The sequence below is a fragment of the Variovorax sp. GW460-12-1-14-LB1 genome, assembly GCF_059423605.1.
In genome coordinates this window covers 52946-71024 of the sequence record NZ_JBWKYF010000033.1, presented here as the reverse complement: position 1 = coordinate 71024, position 18079 = coordinate 52946, and the positions used below count along the sequence as shown (strand labels likewise).

The 18079-nt window shown below is 66.3% G+C and carries 16 protein-coding genes and 1 pseudogene; 15 read left to right on the top strand and 2 right to left on the bottom strand.

Translation table 11 applies throughout. From position 1 onward, the window contains the following. Positions 1–37: 37 nt before the first annotated feature. From AC07Y4_RS18060 to AC07Y4_RS18025, 8 genes and pseudogenes are all read left to right on the top strand, one after another. Positions 38–340: pseudogene (locus AC07Y4_RS18060) on the top strand (winged helix-turn-helix transcriptional regulator); the annotation flags it as partial. 219 nt (positions 341–559) lie between these two features. Continuing rightward, positions 560–910, top strand: a complete 351-nt coding sequence (locus AC07Y4_RS18055) for an FKBP-type peptidyl-prolyl cis-trans isomerase (RefSeq protein ID WP_019655816.1) — start codon at positions 560–562, stop codon at positions 908–910. 224 nt (positions 911–1134) lie between these two features. Then, complete coding sequence (grpE, locus tag AC07Y4_RS18050; protein ID WP_082817966.1) at positions 1135–1707, top strand: nucleotide exchange factor GrpE; 573 nt, start codon at positions 1135–1137, stop codon at positions 1705–1707. A gap of 114 nt (positions 1708–1821) precedes the next feature. Then, positions 1822–3762: a molecular chaperone DnaK gene (dnaK, locus tag AC07Y4_RS18045; protein ID WP_487849290.1), complete on the top strand. Its 1941-nt coding sequence runs from the start codon at positions 1822–1824 to the stop codon at positions 3760–3762. A 100-nt stretch (positions 3763–3862) separates the two neighbouring features. Continuing rightward, on the top strand, positions 3863–5002 hold the full coding sequence (gene dnaJ / locus AC07Y4_RS18040) for a molecular chaperone DnaJ (RefSeq protein ID WP_487849291.1): 1140 nt from the start codon (positions 3863–3865) through the stop codon (positions 5000–5002). 656 nt (positions 5003–5658) lie between these two features. Continuing rightward, positions 5659–7581, top strand: a complete 1923-nt coding sequence (locus tag AC07Y4_RS18035; protein WP_062470701.1) for a PrkA family serine protein kinase — start codon at positions 5659–5661, stop codon at positions 7579–7581. A gap of 81 nt (positions 7582–7662) precedes the next feature. Beyond that, positions 7663–8955, top strand: coding sequence for a YeaH/YhbH family protein (locus AC07Y4_RS18030; protein WP_095744575.1), 1293 nt, complete (start codon positions 7663–7665; stop codon positions 8953–8955). Further along, positions 8952–10526 carry a SpoVR family protein gene (locus AC07Y4_RS18025; RefSeq protein ID WP_223301264.1) on the top strand — a complete coding sequence of 525 codons (1575 nt, stop codon included), beginning with the start codon at positions 8952–8954 and terminating at the stop codon, positions 10524–10526. The genes AC07Y4_RS18030 and AC07Y4_RS18025 overlap by 4 nt, the downstream gene beginning before the upstream one ends. Positions 10527–10690: 164 nt before the next feature. Here AC07Y4_RS18025 and aroQ read toward each other — a convergent pair whose 3' ends face one another. Next, positions 10691–11131 carry a type II 3-dehydroquinate dehydratase gene (gene aroQ, locus AC07Y4_RS18020; protein ID WP_062470706.1) on the bottom strand — a complete coding sequence of 147 codons (441 nt, stop codon included), beginning with the start codon at positions 11129–11131 and terminating at the stop codon, positions 10691–10693. A gap of 46 nt (positions 11132–11177) precedes the next feature. Further along, the gene (locus AC07Y4_RS18015; protein WP_487849292.1) at positions 11178–12173 is read right to left on the bottom strand and encodes a LysR family transcriptional regulator; all 996 of its coding nucleotides are present in this window, start codon (positions 12171–12173) and stop codon (positions 11178–11180) included. 171 nt (positions 12174–12344) lie between these two features. Here AC07Y4_RS18015 and AC07Y4_RS18010 point away from each other — a divergent pair, with 171 nt between their 5' ends. The 7 genes from AC07Y4_RS18010 to AC07Y4_RS17980 are packed head-to-tail and all read left to right on the top strand — an operon-like array spanning position 12345 to position 18064. Next, positions 12345–13028: a Rieske 2Fe-2S domain-containing protein gene (locus AC07Y4_RS18010; RefSeq protein WP_487849293.1), complete on the top strand. Its 684-nt coding sequence runs from the start codon at positions 12345–12347 to the stop codon at positions 13026–13028. Between the two features lie 19 nt (positions 13029–13047). Beyond that, positions 13048–13893: an aromatic ring-hydroxylating dioxygenase subunit alpha gene (locus tag AC07Y4_RS18005; protein WP_487849294.1), complete on the top strand. Its 846-nt coding sequence runs from the start codon at positions 13048–13050 to the stop codon at positions 13891–13893. Then, positions 13890–14540 (top strand): glutathione S-transferase family protein, encoded by a 651-nt coding sequence (locus AC07Y4_RS18000; protein WP_487849295.1) that lies wholly within the window; start codon positions 13890–13892, stop codon positions 14538–14540. The genes AC07Y4_RS18005 and AC07Y4_RS18000 overlap by 4 nt, the downstream gene beginning before the upstream one ends. Positions 14541–14592: 52 nt before the next feature. Next, positions 14593–15699 carry an S-(hydroxymethyl)glutathione dehydrogenase/class III alcohol dehydrogenase gene (locus AC07Y4_RS17995; RefSeq protein WP_070059685.1) on the top strand — a complete coding sequence of 369 codons (1107 nt, stop codon included), beginning with the start codon at positions 14593–14595 and terminating at the stop codon, positions 15697–15699. A gap of 19 nt (positions 15700–15718) precedes the next feature. Then, complete coding sequence (locus tag AC07Y4_RS17990) at positions 15719–16648, top strand: alpha/beta fold hydrolase (RefSeq protein WP_487849296.1); 930 nt, start codon at positions 15719–15721, stop codon at positions 16646–16648. Then, the gene (gene fghA / locus AC07Y4_RS17985) at positions 16645–17523 is read left to right on the top strand and encodes an S-formylglutathione hydrolase (protein WP_487849297.1); all 879 of its coding nucleotides are present in this window, start codon (positions 16645–16647) and stop codon (positions 17521–17523) included. The genes AC07Y4_RS17990 and fghA overlap by 4 nt, the downstream gene beginning before the upstream one ends. Positions 17524–17569: 46 nt before the next feature. After that, positions 17570–18064, top strand: a complete 495-nt coding sequence (locus tag AC07Y4_RS17980; RefSeq protein ID WP_223301265.1) for a GNAT family N-acetyltransferase — start codon at positions 17570–17572, stop codon at positions 18062–18064. Positions 18065–18079: the final 15 nt, after the last annotated feature.

Sequence of the window (18079 nt, the reverse complement as noted above, 5' to 3'; positions counted from 1 at the left end):
GGCCGACGGTCCGCCCAGCTTCGAGGAGATGATGTCGATGAGTACCAAGGAAAACGCAGCCATCAGCCAGTTGCTCGCCCTGCTCGAAGCCCGCTATGCGCTGCGTGTGCTGTGGGCCCTGCGCGACGGTCACGCCCAGACCTTCCGGCTGCTGCAGGACAGCGTCGGCGGCATCACTCCCAACACCCTCAACACCCGCATCAAGGAATTGCGCGAAGCCGGCGTCGTGAGCCACGGCAGCGACGGCTACTGCCTCACGCTGAGCGGGCAGGACCTGCTCAAGCGCCTGTCCGACCTGCAAGCCTTCGCTGCCAAGTGGCAACTCGGGCAGAGCAAGAAGGCCGCGGGGCCGGCCGCCGCGCAGCCCGCATCGGCCGAGGCCTCCGCGTCCGCGTCCGCGGCGCCTGCTGCGCCGGCGCCTTCCGCCCCCGACGCAGCACCTCCCGCAGCCACGCCGCCCGGCTCCGACAGCCAGGGCTGAAGCGGGGTCCTCGCGGGCCTCGGTAAACTCCGCGCCTCCGATTCCTCTCCCATTTCATCGACGCAAGGAGCGTTTCCCATGCCCACCACCCCCTCCGGCCTGCAATACGAAGACACCGAAGTCGGCACCGGCGCCGAAGCCAAGGCCGGCCACCACGTGCACGTGCACTACACGGGCTGGCTCTACAACGACGGCGTGCAAGGCGCCAAGTTCGACTCCAGCCGCGACCGCAACGACCCCTTCGCGTTCTCGCTGGGCGCTGGCCAGGTCATCAAAGGCTGGGACGAAGGCGTCGCCGGCATGAAGATCGGCGGCAAGCGCACGCTGATCATCCCCGCCTCGCTGGGCTACGGTGCCCGCGGCGCCGGCGGCGTGATCCCCCCGAACGCCACCCTGAAGTTCGACGTCGAGCTCCTCGACGCGCATTAAGGGCTCGCCCCCAGGCTGCGCGGCACTTCGTGTCCGCTTCGCCAACCCCCTACCGGGGGCGACACCTGAGGCCCGGCGAAGCCGGTTCCTCGGTGTCTCTCGCGAAAGCCACTTCGCACCCCTCTTGCGGCCGCTTTGGCCGCATTTTTACGCTTGAAAAGCCCTAGAGCAGCCCCAAGTGGCTGGCTGTGTTTGTTTTCCGGCGCACGCCGGTTCTTTGAAAAATGTCTGACCCGCAACAATCCGCACAGAATTCTCAAATGCTGCAAGGCGAGCCCAGTCCCGAAGAACTGGAGGCCGCGCAAGCCGCCAACGAAGCCGAGGCGCTCGACGCCCTGGCCGTGGCGCAAGGCGAACTGGCTGCCCTTCAGACCAAGAATGCCGAGCTGGCCGACCAGTACCTGCGCGCCCAGGCCGACGTGCAGAACGCCCGCCGCCGCGCCGACGACGAGATCACCAAGGCCCGCAAGTTCGCGGTCGAAGCCTTTGCCGAGAGCCTGCTGCCGGTGACCGACAGCCTCGAAGCCGGCCTGGCCGTCAAGGACGCCACGCCCGAGCAGATCCGCGAAGGCGCCGAAGCCACGCTGCGCCAGCTCAAGAGCGCGCTCGAACGCAACAAGGTGATCGAAGTGGCCCCCGCCGCCGGCGACAAGTTCGACCCGCACCTGCACCAGGCCATCTCGATGGTGCCCGCCGACCAGGACGCCAACACCGTGGTGGGCCTCCTGCAAAAGGGCTACACCATCAACGAGCGCGTGCTGCGCCCGGCGCTGGTCACCGTGGCCGCGCCCAAGTAAAGCGGCATCGGCCCACAAGATTCCCACAGGAAACCCCCGCGTCATCCCTTGAATCACGCCGGGTTATCCACAAGTTCATAACAACATATTTTTCCGAATTTCAGGAGTAAGAACATGGCAAAGATCATCGGCATCGACCTCGGCACCACCAACTCGTGCGTGTCGATCATGGAAGGCAACACCACGCGTGTGATCGAGAACTCGGAAGGTGCCCGCACCACGCCGTCGATCGTCGCGTACCAGGAAGACGGTGAAGTCTTGGTCGGTGCCTCGGCCAAGCGCCAGGCCGTCACCAACCCCAAGAACACGCTGTACGCGATCAAGCGCCTGATCGGCCGCAAGTTCGAGGAAAAGGAAGTCCAGAAGGACATCGACCTGATGCCCTACACCATCGCCAAGGCCGACAACGGCGACGCATGGGTGGAAGTGCGCGGCAAGAAGATGGCCCCGCAACAGGTCAGCGCCGACATCCTGCGCAAGATGAAGAAGACCGCCGAAGACTACCTCGGCGAAACCATCACCGAAGCCGTGATCACGGTGCCGGCGTACTTCAACGACGCACAGCGCCAGGCCACCAAGGACGCCGGCCGCATCGCGGGCCTGGACGTCAAGCGCATCATCAACGAACCCACCGCTGCAGCCCTGGCCTTCGGCCTGGACAAGCAGGACAAGGCCGACCGCAAGATCGCCGTGTATGACCTGGGCGGCGGCACCTTCGACGTGTCGATCATCGAAATCGCGGACGTCGACGGCGAGAAGCAGTTCGAAGTGCTGTCGACCAACGGCGACACCTTCCTGGGCGGCGAAGACTTCGACCAGCGCATCATCGACTACATCATCGGCGAGTTCAAAAAAGAACAAGGCGTCGACTTGGGCAAGGACGTGCTGGCCCTGCAGCGCCTGAAGGAAGCCGCTGAAAAGGCCAAGATCGAGCTGTCGAACAGCGCGCAGACCGACATCAACCTGCCGTACATCACGGCCGATGCGTCGGGTCCGAAACACCTGAACATCAAGCTCACCCGCGCCAAGCTGGAAAGCCTGGTCGACGAGCTGGTCGAGCGCACCATCGCGCCCTGCCGCCTGGCCATCAAGGATGCCGGCATCAGCGTGAACGACATCAACGACGTGATCCTGGTCGGCGGCATGACCCGCATGCCCAAGGTGCAGGAAAAGGTGAAGGCCTTCTTCGGCAAGGAGCCGCGCAAGGACGTGAACCCCGACGAAGCCGTGGCTGTCGGCGCTGCCATCCAGGGCCAGGTGCTCTCGGGTGACCGCAAGGACGTGCTGCTGCTCGACGTGACCCCGCTGTCGCTGGGCATCGAGACCATGGGTGGCGTGATGACCAAGATGATCACGAAGAACACCACGATCCCGACGAAGTTCGCACAGACCTTCTCGACCGCCGAAGACAACCAGCCGGCCGTGACGATCAAGGTGTTCCAGGGCGAGCGTGAAATCGCTTCGGGCAACAAGGCCCTGGGCGAGTTCAACCTCGAGGGCATTCCGCCGGCATCGCGCGGCACGCCGCAGATCGAGGTGAGCTTCGACATCGACGCCAACGGCATCCTGCACGTCGGCGCCAAGGACAAGGGCACCGGCAAGGAAAACAAGATCACCATCAAGGCGAACTCGGGCTTGAGCGAAGACGAGATCCAGAAGATGGTGAAGGACGCCGAGCTCAACGCCGAAGACGACAAGAAGAAGCTCGAACTCGTGCAGGCGCGCAACCAGGGCGAAGCCATGGTGCACAGCGTGAAGAAGTCGCTCGGCGAGCACGGGGCCAGCCTCGAAGCCGCCGAGAAGGACGCGATCGAAGCCGCGATCAAGGACGTCGAAGAAGCCCTCAAGGGTGAAGACAAGACCGCGATCGAGGAAAAGACCAACACGCTGATGACCGCGAGCCAGAAGCTCGGCGAGAAGATGTATGCCGAATCGCAGGCCGCCGCGGCCAGCGCCTCGGCAGCCACCGGCCCGGCAGGCGCGGAAGCTGCGGCGCATGCCCAGGCTGACGACAACGTGGTCGACGCCGAAGTCAAGGAAGTGAAGAAGGGCTGATCCCCTGCCCTTCATGCAAGGCTGGAACACCTGAACAGGTGCTCCAGCCTTTCTCGCTTCCAGTTCCCCGAGTTCCCGCCGCCCGACCGAATCTGCTGCCATGGCCACCAAACGCGACTACTACGAAACCCTCGGCGTTCCCAAGAACGCGAACGAGGACGAAATCAAGAAGGCTTATCGCAAGCTTGCGATGAAGCACCACCCCGACCGCAACCACGGCGACACCAGCAAGGACGCCGAGGCCAAGTTCAAGGAGGTGAAGGAAGCCTACGAGATGCTGTCGGACGGCCAGAAGCGCGCCGCCTACGACCAGTACGGCCATGCCGGCGTCGACCCCAACATGCGCGGCGGTCCGGGCGCGGAAGGCTTCGGCGGTTTCGCGGAAGCCTTCGGCGACATCTTCGGCGACGTGTTCGGCGGTGGCGGCCGTGGCCGCACCAGCAGCGGACGCCAGGTGTTCCGCGGCAGCGACCTGAGCTACGCGATGGAAGTCACGCTCGAGGAAGCCGCCGAGGGCAAGGACGCCCAGATCCGCATCCCGAGCTGGGACGACTGCGGCACCTGCCACGGCTCCGGTGCCAAGCCCGGCACCAAGCCCATCACCTGCACCACCTGCCACGGCGCGGGCGCCGTGCAGATGCGCCAGGGCTTCTTCAGCGTGCAGCAGACCTGCCCGACCTGCCACGGCAGCGGCAAGATCGTTCCCGAGCCCTGCACCGTGTGCCACGGCCAGGGCAAGATCAAGAACAACAAGACGCTGGAAGTGAAGATCCCGGCCGGCATCGACGACGGCATGCGCATCCGCAGCACCGGCAACGGCGAGCCCGGCACCAACGGCGGGCCGCCCGGCGACCTGTACATCGAGATCCGCCTCAAGAAGCACGACCTGTTCGAGCGCGACGGCGACGACCTGCACTGCGTGGTGCCCGTGAGCGTCACCACCGCGGCGCTCGGCGGCGAGATCAACGTGCCCACGCTCAAGGGCGCGGCCGCCATCGACATTCCCGACGGCACCCAGAGCGGCAAGCAGTTCCGCCTGCGTGGCAAGGGCATCAAGGGCGTGCGTTCGAGCTACCCGGGCGACCTGTACTGCCACGTGCGCGTGGAAACGCCTGTGAAGCTCACCGAGCACCAGCGCAAGCTGCTCAAGGAGCTCGACGAATCGCTCAAGAAGGGTGGCGAGAAGCACAGCCCGACCGACAAGGGCTGGTTCGACAAGGCCAAGGAATTCTTCAGCTGATGATGATGCTGACGCGCTGACGGCCTTCGTCAGCGCCGGGCCGGCGCCCTGTCGGCCCGAAGCGTGCCCTCTTTCGGCCGCTGCCGCCCTCTGGCGGCGCGCCAGGCACGCGAACGGTGCTCCCCGCACCGTTGCGGAACGCCGCCGACCGGCGCCCGCGTTGTCTTCCCACGTTGCCATGCGCCAGCCACTCGCCACAGGAGTGGCGCGGGGATTGCTTTAATGTTTTTTTGGATATGCAATAAACCAAACGACAGGTCGCGCGTTATTGCTGAAAGGCATCGGCTTTATTGAACCCGGGTTCAATTAGGAAAGGTGTTCGCCACAGAATTTCAATGAGGACGATAGCCATTCGGCATAGTCATTTCATCCGGGGACAATTACGCGAGCGCGAGCTTTTCAATTTAACAGAAACACGAATAGAAGTTCCTTGTTTTCCGAGGAACTTTACTCGGCAGAGGGGTTCAGAATAAATAAAACATTTGCCCGGTTCATTCTTTGCTTTATGCTGATTGAACCGATTGTGTAGATAGTGTGTAAGGGAGTTTTCCACGGCATACGGCCATGGGCGGGGCCCCTCTTCCAAGAGGAGCGACGCAGTCTCTGGCTGTAGGCATCGGGGTCAAAAGCCCCGCCGACCTGAAGGAGGCGCGACCATGGACGTGATCAGCAACTTTGCAGCCCGCTACGAACGCACCCGCGAGGAAGTTCTCTCGCTGCAGGAATATCTGGATATCTGCAAACGCGATCCGACGGCATATGCAACGGCCTCCGAACGAATGCTCCAGGCCATTGGCGAGCCGGAACTGGTAGATACCCGTAATGACCCCCGTCTTTCGCGGATCTTCGCGAACAAGGTCATCAAGATCTATCCGGCGTTCAAGGAGTTCTATGGCATGGAAGATGCCATCGAGCAGGTGGTGTCCTATTTCCGCCACGCCGCGCAGGGACTCGAAGAAAAGAAGCAAATCCTTTACCTGCTGGGTCCCGTCGGCGGCGGCAAGAGCTCGATCGCGGAGCGCCTGAAGCAGCTCATGGAGCACGTGCCCTTCTATGCGATCCACGGCTCCCCGGTGAACGAATCGCCCCTCGGGCTCTTCGACACCCTCGAAGACGGCGAGATCCTCGAAAAAGAGTACGGCATCCCCGTGCGCTACCTGAACCGCATCCTGTCGCCCTGGGCCGTGAAGCGGCTCGAGGAGTACGGCGGCGACATCCGCCAGTTCAAGGTGGTCAAGCGCTACCCCTCGGTGCTGCGCCAGATCGCGGTCGCCAAGACTGAACCGGGCGACGAGAACAACCAGGACATCTCTTCGCTGGTCGGCAAGGTCGACATCCGCAAGCTCGAAACCTACGCCCAGGACGACCCGGACGCCTACGCCTACTCCGGTGGCCTGTGCCTGGCGAACCAGGGCCTGCTCGAGTTCGTGGAAATGTTCAAGGCGCCCATCAAGGTGCTGCACCCGCTGCTCACGGCCACGCAGGAAAGCAACTTCAAGGGCACCGAAGGCTTCGGCGCCATTCCCTTCGACGGCATCGTGCTGGCCCACAGCAACGAGAGCGAGTGGAAGGCGTTCCGCAACAACAAGAACAACGAGGCTTTCCTCGACCGGATCTACATCGTCAAGGTGCCGTACTGCCTGCGTGCCTCCGAAGAGATCAAGATCTACGAGAAGCTGGTGCGCAACTCCTCGCTGGCCAAGGCCCCGTGCGCGCCCGGCACCTTGCGCATGATGGCGCAGCTGTCGGTGCTCACGCGCCTGAAGGAGCCCGAGAACTCCAGCACCTTCAGCAAGATGCAGGTGTACGACGGCGAGAACCTGAAGGACACCGACCCCAAGGCCAAGTCGATCCAGGAGTACCGCGACTACGCGGGCGTCGACGAGGGCATGAGCGGCGTCTCCACGCGCTTCGCCTTCAAGATCATCTCCAAAGTGTTCAACTTCGACAGCACCGAGGTGGCCGCCAACCCCGTGCACCTGATGTATGTGCTCGAACAGCAGATCGAGCGCGAGCAGTTTCCGCCGGAAACCGAGCAGAAGTACATCAGCTACATCAAGGAGCTGCTGGCACCGCGCTATGCCGAGTTCATCGGCAAAGAGATCCAGACCGCCTACCTCGAGAGCTACAGCGAGTACGGCCAGAACATCTTTGACCGCTACGTGACCTACGCCGACTACTGGATCCAGGACCAGGAGTTCCGCGACGTGGACACCGGCGAAGTGTTCGACCGCGCCTCGCTCAACGGCGAGCTCGAGAAGATCGAGCGGCCCGCCGGCATCGGCAACCCGAAGGACTTCCGCAACGAGATCGTCAACTTCGTGCTGCGCGCACGGGCCGGCAACGCAGGGCGCAACCCGGCGTGGACCAGCTACGAAAAGCTGCGCGCAGTCATCGAGAAGAAGATGTTCTCCAACACCGAAGAGCTGCTGCCGGTGATCAGTTTCAACACCAAGAGCAGCGCCGACGAGCAGAAGAAGCACGAAGACTTCGTGACCCGCATGGTCGAGAAGGGCTACACCGCCAAGCAGGTCCGGCTTCTGTGCGAGTGGTACCTGCGGGTGCGCAAGAGTTCATAGCGGACAGCGGGAACAACGGACGCGTGCGAAGGACCTAACCAGCGCACCGTCCACCGTTTTGCAAGGAGCTTTGAAAACATCGTGGCCATCCTGCAGCAGATCATCGATCGTCGGCTCTCGGGCAAGAACAAGTCCATCGGCAACCGCGAGCGCTTCCTTCGGCGCTACAAGGGGCAGATCCAGGAGGCGGTGCGACGCGCGGTCAGCGGGCGGAACATCCGCGAGCTGGAGCAAGGCGAAGACGTGACCCTGCCGCGCCACGATGTCTCCGAGCCGGTGTTCGGCCACGCGCGCGGCGGTGACCGCGAGTACGTGCACCCCGGCAACCAGGAATACCTCAAGGGCGATCGCATCGCGCGCCCCGAGGGCCAGGGCGGCGGTGGCTCGGGCAGCGGCGAGGCCAGCGACAGCGGCGAAGGCGAGGACGACTTCGTCTTTCGCCTCACGCGCGAGGAGTTCATGCGCGTCTTCTTCGACGACCTCGCGCTGCCCCACCTCGTGCGCACCCAGATCGCCGAAGTGCCCGAATGGAAGAGCCACCGCGCCGGCTTCACCAGCGACGGCTCGCCCAACAACCTGCACGTGGTGCGCTCCATGCGCGGCGCGCTGGCGCGGCGCATTGCGCTGGGCGGCGAACCGCGCAAGGAGCTCAAGCGCCTGGAGGCGCACCTCCTGGTCCTGAAAGCGCATCCACAGGTCGAGACCGCACTGATCCAGAAGGAAATCCGCGAGACCGAAGACCTCATTGCCGAACTGCGCCGCACCATGCGGCACGTGCCCTACATCGACCCGATCGACCTGCGCTACCGCAACCGCGTGAAGACGCCCGTGCCCAGCGCCAAGGCCGTGATGTTCTGCCTCATGGACGTGTCGGGCTCGATGGACGAGGCGCGCAAGGACATGGCCAAGCGCTTCTTCATGCTGCTGTACCTGTTTCTCACGCGGCACTACGAGCGCATCGACCTCGTGTTCCTGCGCCACCACACGCAGGCGCAGGAAGTGACCGAAGAAGAGTTCTTCCACGCCACAGAAACCGGCGGCACCGTGGTGTCGAGCGCACTGGTGCTCATGGACGAGATCATCAAGGCCCGCTACGCCAGCGGCGAATGGAACGTCTACGGCGCCCAGGCCAGCGACGGCGACAACTGGCACCAGGACAGCGGCCGCTGCCGCGAACTGCTGGTCGACAACATCCTGCCCGTGGTGCGCTACTACGCCTACGTGCAGGTGGCCGAGACCGAGCAGAACCTGTGGCAGGAGTACCAGCAGCTCGAAGGCGTGGCGCCCAACTTCGCCATGCGCAAGGTGTCGGACGCGCAGGACATCTACCCGGTGTTCCGCGACCTGTTCAAGAAGGAAGGGGTGCCCACATGATCACCACCGAACGCCCTCCCGGGGCCCCTGTCCTGCCGCGCAGCACCGACCTGCCCACCTCCCGCCTCGAGCGCCTGCCCAGCCCGTCCGACTGGACCTTCGAGCTCATCGAGACGTACCACACCGAAATCGCGAAGACCGCGAGGAGCTTCGGCCTGGACACCTACCCGAACCAGCTCGAGGTGATCACGGCCGAGCAGATGATGGACGCCTACGCTAGCGTGGGCATGCCCATGATCTACAGGCACTGGTCGTACGGCAAGCAGTTCATCTCCACCGAGAAGAACTACAAGCGCGGCCACATGGGGCTGGCCTACGAGATCGTCATCAACTCCGATCCGTGCATTGCCTACCTCATGGAAGAAAACACCATGGCCATGCAGGCCCTGGTGATCGCGCACGCGGCCTACGGCCACAACAGCTTCTTCAAGGGCAACTACCTGTTCCGCATGTGGACCGACGCGTCGTCGATCATCGACTACCTCGTCTACGCGCGGCACTACATCGCCGAGTGCGAGGAACGCCACGGCCTCGATGCGGTGGAAGACCTGCTCGACTCCTGCCACGCGCTCATGAACTACGGCGTCGACCGCTACCGCCGTCCGCAGAAGCGTTCGCTGGCGCAAGAGAGCGCGCAGCGCACCGACCGCGAGCGCCACATGCAGCAGCAGGTGAACGACCTGTGGCGCACGCTGCCGCGCAAGAGCGAACAGGCCGCCGAGTCCGAAGCCGCGCGCCGCTTTCCGCCCGAGCCGCAGGAGAACCTGCTCTATTTCATCGAGAAGAACGCCGCCCTGCTCGAGCCGTGGCAGCGCGAGGTGGTGCGCATCGTGCGCAAGATCGCGCAGTACTTCTACCCGCAGCGCCAGACCCAGGTCATGAACGAAGGCTGGGCCACCTTCTGGCACTACACGCTGCTCAACACCATGTACGACCGCGGCCAGCTGGACGACGGCTTCATGATGGAATGGCTCAGCTCGCACACCAGCGTGGTGTTCCAGCCGCCCGTGGGCCACCGCGCCTACAGCGGCATCAACCCCTATGCGCTGGGCTTCAAGATGTTCACCGACCTGCGGCGCGTCTGCGAAAAGCCGACCGACGAAGACCGCCGCTGGTTCCCCGACTTCGCGGGCACCGACTGGGTCAAGACGCTCGACTACGCCATGCGCAACTTCAAGGACGAGAGCTTCGTCGGCCAGTTCCTCAGCCCGAAGACGATGCGCGATTTCCGCCTGTTCTCGATCCGCGACTACCAGAGCGAATCGGAGCTCGAGGTGTCGGCCATCCACGACGACAGCGGCTACCAGGCTTTGCGCGAATCGCTGTCACGCCAGTACGACATCGGCAACCGCGAGCCCGACATCCAGGTCTGGAGCGTCGCCACGCGCGGCGACCGCTCGCTCACGCTGCGCCACACGCAGCGCAACAACCTGCCGCTGAACGACAACGCCGAAGAAGTGCTGAAGCACGTCGCAAGACTCTGGGGCTTCGACGTGCACCTGGAAAGCGTCGACAGCGCAGGCCGGGTCAGCCGCAGCTGGAAGGCTGCCGCGCCCAAGCAGACCTACTGAGACGCTGCGATACAGAGCGCCTGTTGATCAGCCGTTCACCCGAAGCGTGCCCTCGTGCGCAGGGCACCGGGTGCTTCCCGCAGCGAAATCAAGGAGGAGGCCGCAGGCCGGGGGACATTCGCGGAGGGAAGTACCCGGTGTCCTGCGCACGCGCCCCGAAAGGTTCAGGGAACCAGCGCAGCAATCGCCAGCGTATAGCCCTTCACCCCCAGCCCCACGATGATCCCGCGCGCCGCAGGCGAGATGTAGGAGTGGTGGCGAAACTCCTCCCGTGCATGCACGTTCGAGATGTGCAGCTCGATCAGCGGCACGCTCGCCCCCTTGATGGCGTCGTGCAGCGCGATCGACGTGTGGGTGTAGGCCCCCGGGTTCATCACCACGCCCAGCATGTTGCCGGCGGCCACTTCGCGGCCCGCCTCCTGGACCCAGTCGATCAACACGCCTTCGTGGTTCGACTGGCGGCATTCGATCTCCACGCCGAGTTTCGCGCCCGTCTCCTTGCACAGGCGTTCGACGTCGGCGAGCGTGTCCCGGCCGTACTGTTCGGGCTCGCGCGTGCCGAGCAGGTTGAGGTTGGGGCCGTTGAGAACGAGGATTTTCTTCATGATGGATCGGTGAAGGAAGCAACCGGATACCGGCAGATGGCCAAGATTATGGGCGCGCCGCCGACCGCGCCCGCCGTGCAGGTGACGACGCCGCCGTCGACCCCACGTAGTGGTTGTACGACCCGATGTCCGCCACGCAGCGCGCCATCAAGTCGACGAACGCGCGCAGCTTCTGCCCCATGTAGCGCTGCCGCTGGTAGGCGCAGTACAGCCGCCGCGCCTCCGGCGGCCACTGCGGCAGCACCGGCACCAGCACGCCCTGCGCCACCTCGGGCCCGGCGAAGAACACCGGCAGCGGCGCAATGCCCAGGCCGTCGATGCAGAAGGTCTTCATCACCCAGTGGTCGTTGGTCTCGAAGGCCGGCTCCGTGCGCACCACATGGCGCCCCGAGGCCTGCTGCGACACCAGCCGCAGCGGCGACGGCGGCCCCGACGGCTCACGCATCGCGATCATCCGGTGCTGCGCCAGCGCCTCGGGCGTGTGCGGCGTGCAGTGCCGCGCCAGGTACTGCGGGCTGGCGTACAGGCCGTAGGCCAGCCGGCCCAGCAGCTTGGCGACCAGGTCCGGCAGGTCGGGCGGCGCCGAGCCCACATAGCAGTCGACCTCGCCGATCCGCGGGGCCTGCGCGCCGTTCGCCACGTCGAGCTGGCAGCGCACGTTCGGGTGCGATTCGAGAAAGATCCGCACCACATGGCAGACGAAGGAGGTGCTGAACTGCGTGTCCGACAGCAGCGTGAGCCGCCCCGACACCCCGCCCGTGAGCTCCTGCACCTCGGTGCGTGCCGTTTCCAGCCGGCCGCTCACCTCGCCGAGCAGCCCCTCGCAGCGTGCGAAGAACGCACGCCCGGCCTCCGTGGGCGCAATGCGGCGCGAGCTGCGCAGCAACAGCTGGGCGCCCAGCAGTTCCTCCAGCCGCGTGAGCTGCCGGCTCAGCGTTGCCTTCGACACGCCCGACAGGCTCTCGGCCTTGGTGAGGCTGCCGCTCTTCATCACGAGCACGAAGGCCTCGACCAGTGCGAGATCGATGCGCCCGGCCGTCATGGGCACCACCGCCGCGCGGGCCGTCGTTGCAGGAATGAAAAGGAGCGTCTTGGCATGGGGCTTTCATCGGTGCGGCGGACACGCTACGGTAGGCGGCACCGCCGACAAGGGCATGGCCGATGCTATGCCGATTCGCGGCGCCCTTTCCCGCTGCCCCCACGATCAAGACCCATGAATCCTTCCGCCGCATCACAGGCTTGGCACCCCGTCGCCCCCTCCGCCGAGGTGCGCGCCGGCGCCAACATCGTCGCCGGCTTTGCGCAAGGCCAGGAGCTCGCGCTGTGGCGCGCGGCCGATGGCTCGCCGCAGGCCTGGGAGAACCGCTGTCCGCACCGCAGCGTGCGCTTCACGCTCGGCCAGGTGACCGGCGGCGACCGCCTGGCCTGCGCCTACCACGGCTGGCAGTACGAGGCCGGCAGCGGCGCCTGCGTGCGCATCCCGGCGCACCCGGCCATGCCCGCGCCGCGCAACGTCTGCGCGAAGGTGTTCACCACGGCGGATGCCGCGGGCATGCTGTGGGTGCGCCTCGCGGCCGACGGCGCAGAGGCGCCGCCCGAACTGGCCGACGCCGTTCCCGCCGGCTGGCACCTCGCCCGCACGCTGACGCTGCGCGTGGCTGCGTCCGAGGTGCGCGCTGCGCTGGCGCCGCATGGCTTCGCATCGACGGGAACGCCCGATGCATGGCAAGGCACGCTGGGCGAGTCGCCCGTCGCCGCCCTGCTGCTCGACGCCCAACCGCAGCTGAGCTTCCTGCACCTGTGGACCGACGCTGCCCCCGGCTCCGACGCGATGGTCCGTGTGCACCGCGCGGCGCGCCAGCTGCGCGGCGACATCGAAGCCGCTGCATCGCCCTGAACAAGAAGAAAGAAGCAACATGCCCTTCGTCACCGACGATCCCAACATGCTCGACGACTGGCTCGTCGTCGGCCCCGCCAGCGGCTTGCCGCGCACGGCGCGGCTGCTCGGCGAAACCCTGCACCTGCACACCGACGCCGACGGCACACCGCACGCCCGGCTCGGCGCCGACACGCTGACCGTGCAGTCGCGCTACGGCTTCCTCTGGGTCTGCCCCAGCGGCCGCCCGGCGCGCCCGCTGTTCGCCTTCCCCGAATACGACGAACCCGGCCGCCGCATCGTCGATTGCGGCGGGCTCGGCGTGGCCGTGTCGGGCCTGCGCGTGATCGAGAACTTCCTGGACATGGCGCACTTTCCCTTCGTGCACCCCGACTACCTCGGCAAGGTGCCGCACACCGAAGTGGCGAAGTACAACGTCGAGGTCGACGCCGCCACCGACGAGATCTGGGCCACCGACTGCCGCTTCTGGCAACCGCGCGCCTCCGCCGCCCATGACACGGGCAGCGAGGTGTTCTACAAGTACCGCGTGATGCAGCCCTTCTCGGCCATGCTCTACAAGTCGAGCCACCGGCCCGACAGGCTCGACGCCATCGGCCTCTTCCTGCAGCCGGTGGACGACGAGCACGTCATCGCCCACACGCTGCTGGCCTACTTCGACGACGTGTCGAGCGACGCCGAGCTCATCGCCTTCCAGCACACCATCTTCGGGCAGGACAAGCCGATCCTGGAGAACCACGCCTTCAAGCGCATGCAGCTCGAAGGCCGCGCCGAGACGCCCACGCGCGGCGACACCACCTCCGTCACCTACCGCCGCTGGCTGCGCGAGCGCGGCATGCGCTTCGGCACCGCGAGGGCCGCCGCATGACCGTCAAACTCTACGACTACCCGCTCTCGGGCAACTGCTTCAAGGTGCGGCAGATGCTGCTGTGGCTCGGCGTGGACCACGCGAGCGTGCCGGTCGATTTCCATCCGGGGCGCGAGCACAAGTCCGCCATGTTCCTTGCCACCATCAACCCGCTCGGCCAGCTCCCGGTGATCGACGACGAAGGCTTCATGCTGCGCGACGCGCAGGCCATCCTCGTCTACCTCGCGAGCCGCTACGACGATGCGCAGTGCCGCTGGTACCCCGCCGACCCGAAGCTGCGCGGCCAGGTCGCGATGTGGCTCGCCATGGCCGACGAGATCACGCGCACCGCCTCGGCCGCCCGGCTGCACGACGCGCTGGGCTACACGCACCTGGACATCGGGGCCTGCCGGCGCGGTGCGCGCGCGGCCTTCCGTGTGCTCGACGACCACCTGGCCGAGCAGCACGCCGCCACCGGCCTGCGCTGGCTCGTGGCCGCGCCCGAGCCGACCATTGCCGACCTCGCCTGCTTTCCGTACGTGGCGCTGGCGGGCGAAGGCGGCATCTCGCTCGACGAGTTTCCCGCGCTGCGCCGCTGGGTCTGGGACTTTCGTCACCTGCCGGGCTTTGTGGGCATGTCGGGTATCTTCCCGGCTGGCCCCGCCTGAAGGCTCGCCTGAGTATCCTTGTCCCCCTCCGCTCTCTGAAGAACCGAATCCCATGAAAACCAAAGCCGCCGTCGCCTGGCAAGCAGGCCAGCCCCTCACCATCGAAACCGTGGACCTCCAGGGCCCCAAGTTCGGTGAAGTGCTGGTCGAGATCAAGGCCACCGGCATCTGCCACACCGACTACTACACGCTCTCGGGCGCCGACCCCGAAGGCATCTTCCCCGCCATCCTGGGCCATGAAGGCGCGGGCATCGTGGTCGATGTCGGCCCCGGCGTCACCACGCTGAAAAAGGGCGACCACGTCATTCCGCTGTACACGCCCGAATGCCGCCAGTGCAAGTTCTGCCTGAGCCGCAAGACCAACCTGTGCCAGCTGATCCGCGGCACGCAGGGCAAGGGCCTGATGCCCGACGCCACCAGCCGCTTCAGCCTCGACGGCAAGCCCATCTTCCACTACATGGGCACCAGCACCTTCAGCAACTACACGGTCGCGCCCGAGATTTCGCTGGCCAAGATCCGCGAAGACGCGCCCTTCGACAAGGTCTGCTACATCGGCTGCGGCGTCACCACCGGCATCGGCGCCGTGATCTTCACGGCCAAGGTCGAAGCCGGCGCGAACGTCGTGGTGTTCGGCCTGGGCGGCATCGGCCTGAACGTGATCCAGGGCGCCAAGATGGTGGGCGCCGACAAGATCATCGGCGTCGACCTGAACCCCGAGCGCGAAGCCATGGCCCGCCAGTTCGGCATGACGCACTTCATCAACCCCAAGACCACCGAGAACGTGGTTGACGCCATCGTGCAGCTGACCGACGGCGGCGCCGACTACAGCTTCGAGTGCATCGGCAACACGCAGGTGATGCGCCAGGCGCTCGAGTGCACGCACAAGGGCTGGGGCCGCAGCATCATCATCGGCGTGGCCGAGGCCGGTGCCGAGATCAGCACGCGTCCGTTCCAGCTGGTCACCGGCCGCAAGTGGGAAGGCTCGGCCTTCGGCGGCGCGCGCGGGCGCACCGACGTGCCGAAGATCGTCGACTGGTACATGGAAGGCAAGATCAACATCGACGACCTGATCACGCACACCATGCCGCTGGAAGACATCAACAAGGGCTTCGACCTCATGAAGCGCGGTGAATCTATCCGCGGCGTGGTCCTGTACTGAGGCCGAGGAGGCGCCCGCCATGAACCGCATGGAACCCTTGCGCACCATCGAAGCGGGCGTCCTCGAGATCGCCTATTACGAAGCCGGCCCCGCCGACGGCCCGCCCGTGCTGCTGATGCACGGCTTTCCGTACGACATTCACACTTACGCCGAGGTCGCGCCGATGCTGGCCGCCCAAGGCTGCCGCGTGATCGTGCCGTACATGCGCGGCTACGGCGCCACACGCTTCCTGAGTGACGCCACGCCGCGCTCGGGCGAACAGGCGGCCTTCGGCGCCGACCTGCTAGCCCTGCTCGACGCGTTGAAGATCGAGCGCGCCGTGCTCGCCGGCTACGACTGGGGCGGCCGCGCCGCCTGCGTGGTGGCGGCGCTGTGGCCCGAACGCTGCGCGGGGCTGGTCTCGCTCAACAGCTACAACATCCAGAACATCGCCCAGGCGATGGAACCCGACACGCCCGCCAACGAGCACAGCCTCTGGTACCAGTACTACTTTCACAGCGAGCGCGGCCGCGCCGGCCTCGCGAAGGACCGCAAGGCCCTCACGAAGCTGTTGTGGCAGCTGTGGTCGCCGACGTGGCGCTTCGACGACGCCACCTTCGAACGCAGCGCCACCGCCTTCAACCATCCCGACTTCGTGGACGTGGTGATCCATTCGTACCGCCACCGCTTCGGCCTCGTGCCCGGCGACCCGGCGTATGCCGACATCGAACGCCGCCTTGCCGCGCAACCGACGATCACCGTGCCCGCCATCACCTTCGACGGCATCGACGACGGCGTGCGACCACCCGCCGATGCCTCGGCCCACGCGCACCGCTTCAGCGGGCCGCGCTCGCACCGCCTCGTGCCCGGCGCGGGCCACAACCTGCCGCAGGAAGCGCCCCGCACCTTCGCGGACGCCGTGCTCGAACTCGTGCCCGCGCTGCGAAGCCAGACGACCTCTTCTTCATGACCGACACCACCCCCACCCTTCTTTCCGAACACCACGCCTTCGGCGGCGTGCAGCGCTTCGTCGAGCACTGCTCGCACGAGATCGGCCTGCCGATGCGCTTCTCGGTCTACCTGCCGCCGCAGGCCGCGCACACGCGCGTGCCCGTCCTGCTCTACCTTGCCGGCCTGACCTGCAACGAAGAGACCTTCGCGGTGAAGGCCGGCGCGCAGCGCATGGCCGCCAGCCTGGGCGTTGCGCTGATCGCGCCCGACACCAGCCCGCGCGGCACCGAACCCGAAAGCCTGCCGGGCGCAAAAGACAGCTGGGACTTCGGCATCGGCGCCGGCTTCTACCTCGACGCCACCGCCGAGCCCTGGGCCACGCACTGGCGCATGGAAAGCTGGATCGTCCACGAGCTGTTGCCGCTGGTGGCCCGCCACTTCCCCATCGACGGCGAGCGCATCGGCATCTTCGGCCACTCGATGGGCGGCCACGGCGCGCTCACGCTGGCGCTGCGGCACCCGGGGCGCTTCAAGTCGCTCTCGGCCTTCGCGCCGATCTGCGCGCCCACCCAGTGCCCGTGGGGCCAGAAGGCCTTCGCCGGCTACCTGGGCGAACCGGGCGGCGACCGCGCGCAGTGGCTCGCGCACGACGCCAGCGCGCTGATGCAGTCGCAGACCGTCGCGCCCTATCCGCAGGGCATCCTCATCGACCAGGGCCTGGCCGACAAATTCCTCGCCGAGCAGCTGCACCCCGAGGCCTTCGAGGCCGCCTGCTTCGCCGCCGGCCAGCCGCTCACGCTGCGCCGCCACGCGGGCTACGACCACGGCTACTACTTCATCCAGAGCTTCATGGCGGACCACATCGCGCACCATGCGCAGACGCTGAACGGCTGAGTACAAAGGGGTGCGGTCCGCACCCGGCGTGGCTATCATGGTCCGCATGTCCGCCGCCCAGATTCCTGCCTTCCAGCTGCGCTCGCGCGATGGCGGCGCCGAGGAGAACATGGTGCTCGCGGGCATCTGGCGCCGCGCCTGGGTGTCGGCCAACCGCAGCGCCGTCCACGTCGAGCCCATCGGCCACTGGCTGCGGCGCGTGCAGACCGAATTCATCCCGCCCGCCGACGTGGTGCTGGCCGAGCGCGACGGCCAGGTGCTGGCCTTCATGGTGCTGCTCACGGCGCGCGAGTACGTGGCCCAGCTGTTCGTCGAGCCGCACCTGCGCAGCCAGGGCCTGGGCAAGGCGCTGCTCGACGAGGCTTGCGTGCGCATGCCGCACGGCTGGCGGCTGCACGTGGCCGTCACCAACACCGAGGCGCAGCGGTTCTACGAACGCTACGGCCTCGTGCGCGGCGTGGTCGACCGCCACCCGGGCAGCGGGCGCGAACGCATCGCCTACCATTGGTCGCCCACCCGCGCGCCCTGGCGCACGGGCTGACACCCTCCGCACTTC

Excerpts from the sequence above, each read along its gene's own strand:
- AC07Y4_RS18055 (WP_019655816.1), top strand. The coding sequence starts at position 560 with ATGCCCACCACCCCCTCCGGCCTGCAATACGAAGACACCGAAGTCGGC.
- grpE (WP_082817966.1), top strand. The coding sequence starts at position 1,135 with ATGTCTGACCCGCAACAATCCGCACAGAATTCTCAAATGCTGCAAGGC.
- dnaK (WP_487849290.1), top strand. The coding sequence starts at position 1,822 with ATGGCAAAGATCATCGGCATCGACCTCGGCACCACCAACTCGTGCGTG.
- dnaJ (WP_487849291.1), top strand. The coding sequence starts at position 3,863 with ATGGCCACCAAACGCGACTACTACGAAACCCTCGGCGTTCCCAAGAAC.
- AC07Y4_RS18035 (WP_062470701.1), top strand. The coding sequence starts at position 5,659 with ATGGACGTGATCAGCAACTTTGCAGCCCGCTACGAACGCACCCGCGAG.
- AC07Y4_RS18025 (WP_223301264.1), top strand. The coding sequence starts at position 8,952 with ATGATCACCACCGAACGCCCTCCCGGGGCCCCTGTCCTGCCGCGCAGC.
- aroQ (WP_062470706.1), bottom strand. The coding sequence starts at position 11,131 with ATGAAGAAAATCCTCGTTCTCAACGGCCCCAACCTCAACCTGCTCGGC.
- AC07Y4_RS18015 (WP_487849292.1), bottom strand. The coding sequence starts at position 12,173 with ATGACGGCCGGGCGCATCGATCTCGCACTGGTCGAGGCCTTCGTGCTC.
- AC07Y4_RS18010 (WP_487849293.1), top strand. The coding sequence starts at position 12,345 with ATGAATCCTTCCGCCGCATCACAGGCTTGGCACCCCGTCGCCCCCTCC.
- AC07Y4_RS18005 (WP_487849294.1), top strand. The coding sequence starts at position 13,048 with ATGCCCTTCGTCACCGACGATCCCAACATGCTCGACGACTGGCTCGTC.
- AC07Y4_RS18000 (WP_487849295.1), top strand. The coding sequence starts at position 13,890 with ATGACCGTCAAACTCTACGACTACCCGCTCTCGGGCAACTGCTTCAAG.
- AC07Y4_RS17995 (WP_070059685.1), top strand. The coding sequence starts at position 14,593 with ATGAAAACCAAAGCCGCCGTCGCCTGGCAAGCAGGCCAGCCCCTCACC.
- AC07Y4_RS17990 (WP_487849296.1), top strand. The coding sequence starts at position 15,719 with ATGAACCGCATGGAACCCTTGCGCACCATCGAAGCGGGCGTCCTCGAG.
- fghA (WP_487849297.1), top strand. The coding sequence starts at position 16,645 with ATGACCGACACCACCCCCACCCTTCTTTCCGAACACCACGCCTTCGGC.
- AC07Y4_RS17980 (WP_223301265.1), top strand. The coding sequence starts at position 17,570 with ATGTCCGCCGCCCAGATTCCTGCCTTCCAGCTGCGCTCGCGCGATGGC.